The organism is Treponema sp. R6D11 (assembly GCF_054786075.1).
Genome location: NZ_BDHD01001140.1, coordinates 1 through 378, shown reverse-complemented (window position 1 = coordinate 378; position 378 = coordinate 1). Strand labels below are relative to the sequence as shown.

The following is a 378-nucleotide window of genomic DNA, read 5'->3' as shown; positions in this document are numbered from 1 at the left end:
GGCGCTTCCACTCGCTGCCGCCAGATCACTAAGACCTACTTTCGTACCTGCTCGGTCTGTCAACCTCGCAGTCAAGCCTCCTTGTGCCTTTACACTCATGCGCCGATTTCCAACCGGCGCGAGGAGACCTTCGCGCACCTCCGTTACTCTTTTGGAGGCGACCGCCCCAGTCAAACCGCCTGCCTATCACTGTCCCCGGTCCGGATTCACGGATCGGGTTAGAAACCTAATCAAACAAGGGTGGTATTTCACTGTTGACTCCACACAAGCTAACGCCCATGCTTCAAAGTCTCCCACCTATTCTACACATGTCTAATCAAGTCCCCATGATAAGTTACGGTGAAGGTTCACGGGGTCTTTCCGTCTAACCACGGGTAA

1 rRNA gene is annotated in these 378 nt (G+C 54.0%); it reads right to left on the bottom strand.

The annotated features are described in order from the left end of the window. Nucleotides 1–378, bottom strand: a 23S ribosomal RNA gene (locus tag ACYVTD_RS17835); the annotation flags it as partial.